The organism is Polaromonas sp. P1_G2, from assembly GCF_056405515.1.
This window is the reverse complement of the sequence record NZ_JBFUBY010000930.1, coordinates 1-507: the sequence shown is the minus strand read 5'-3', so window position 1 is coordinate 507 and position 507 is coordinate 1. Positions and strand designations below refer to the sequence as shown.

At 68.6% G+C, this 507-nt stretch carries 1 pseudogene; it reads left to right on the top strand.

The window, feature by feature from the left end:
• Positions 1-507 (top strand): annotated as a pseudogene (locus AC1D0P_RS28390) (hypothetical protein); the annotation flags it as partial.

The following is a 507-nucleotide window of genomic DNA, read 5'->3' as shown; positions in this document are numbered from 1 at the left end:
GGGGAGCCCCCTGCCCTGGCCGGCGCCAGAGGCGCTGCTGCTGAAGTTCGTCGCTCACCACCTGTGGGATCCGGCGAAACGGGAGGCCGATGCCGATCATGGCATGCCGACGAATGTCGACCAGGCCCTGAGAGACAGTGGCTTTCTGCGGTCAACCGGACCGCACGCCCCAGATACGGTGCGGCGACGGCTTGCCAGCTGGTCGACGCTGACCAAATGGCGCGGCGCCGCCGGCACCTTCGCCTCCCCTGCCCTAAAATCGGCAATCCAGCTTGCCGTCCGTGCCGTGCCGCGGCAGCGCCGCCGCAAGAGCGCCAAGGCAGTCACCGGCGATGTGCTGGCAAAGCTTTTGGCGACCTGCAATGGTGACAGTCTGCGTGACCTTCGCGACCGGGCGATCCTGATGGTCGCCTTCGCCTCCGGCGGCCGCCGGCGCAGCGAAGTCGCCGGCCTGCGCAAGGAGCAACTGACACTCGAGCCGCCGGTCGAAGGTGAGGACGGCAAGCC